This window comes from Rugamonas aquatica (genome assembly GCF_009380215.1).
GTDB classification, from domain to species: Bacteria; Pseudomonadota; Gammaproteobacteria; order Burkholderiales; family Burkholderiaceae_D; genus Rugamonas; species Rugamonas aquatica_B.
In genome coordinates this window covers 1-287 of the sequence record NZ_WHUG01000059.1, presented here as the reverse complement: position 1 = coordinate 287, position 287 = coordinate 1, and the positions used below count along the sequence as shown (strand labels likewise).

Here is a 287-nt window from a genome sequence, read left to right as displayed (position 1 = left end):
ACCCACAGCTCATCCCCTAATTTTTCAACATTAGTGGGTTCGGACCTCCAGTGCGTGTTACCGCACCTTCATCCTGGCCATGAGTAGATCACTTGGTTTCGGGTCTACACCCAGCGACTATCGCCCTGTTCGGACTCGATTTCTCTACGGCTTCCCGATCTGGTTAACCTTGCCACTGAATGTAAGTCGCTGACCCATTATACAAAAGGTACGCAGTCACGGAACAAGTCCGCTCCTACTGTTTGTATGCACACGGTTTCAGGATCTATTTCACTCCCCTCCCGGGG

The 287-nt window shown here is 51.6% G+C and carries 1 rRNA gene; it reads right to left on the bottom strand.

The features are described from left to right. A 23S ribosomal RNA gene (locus tag GEV02_RS32650) occupies window positions 1-287 on the bottom strand; the annotation flags it as partial.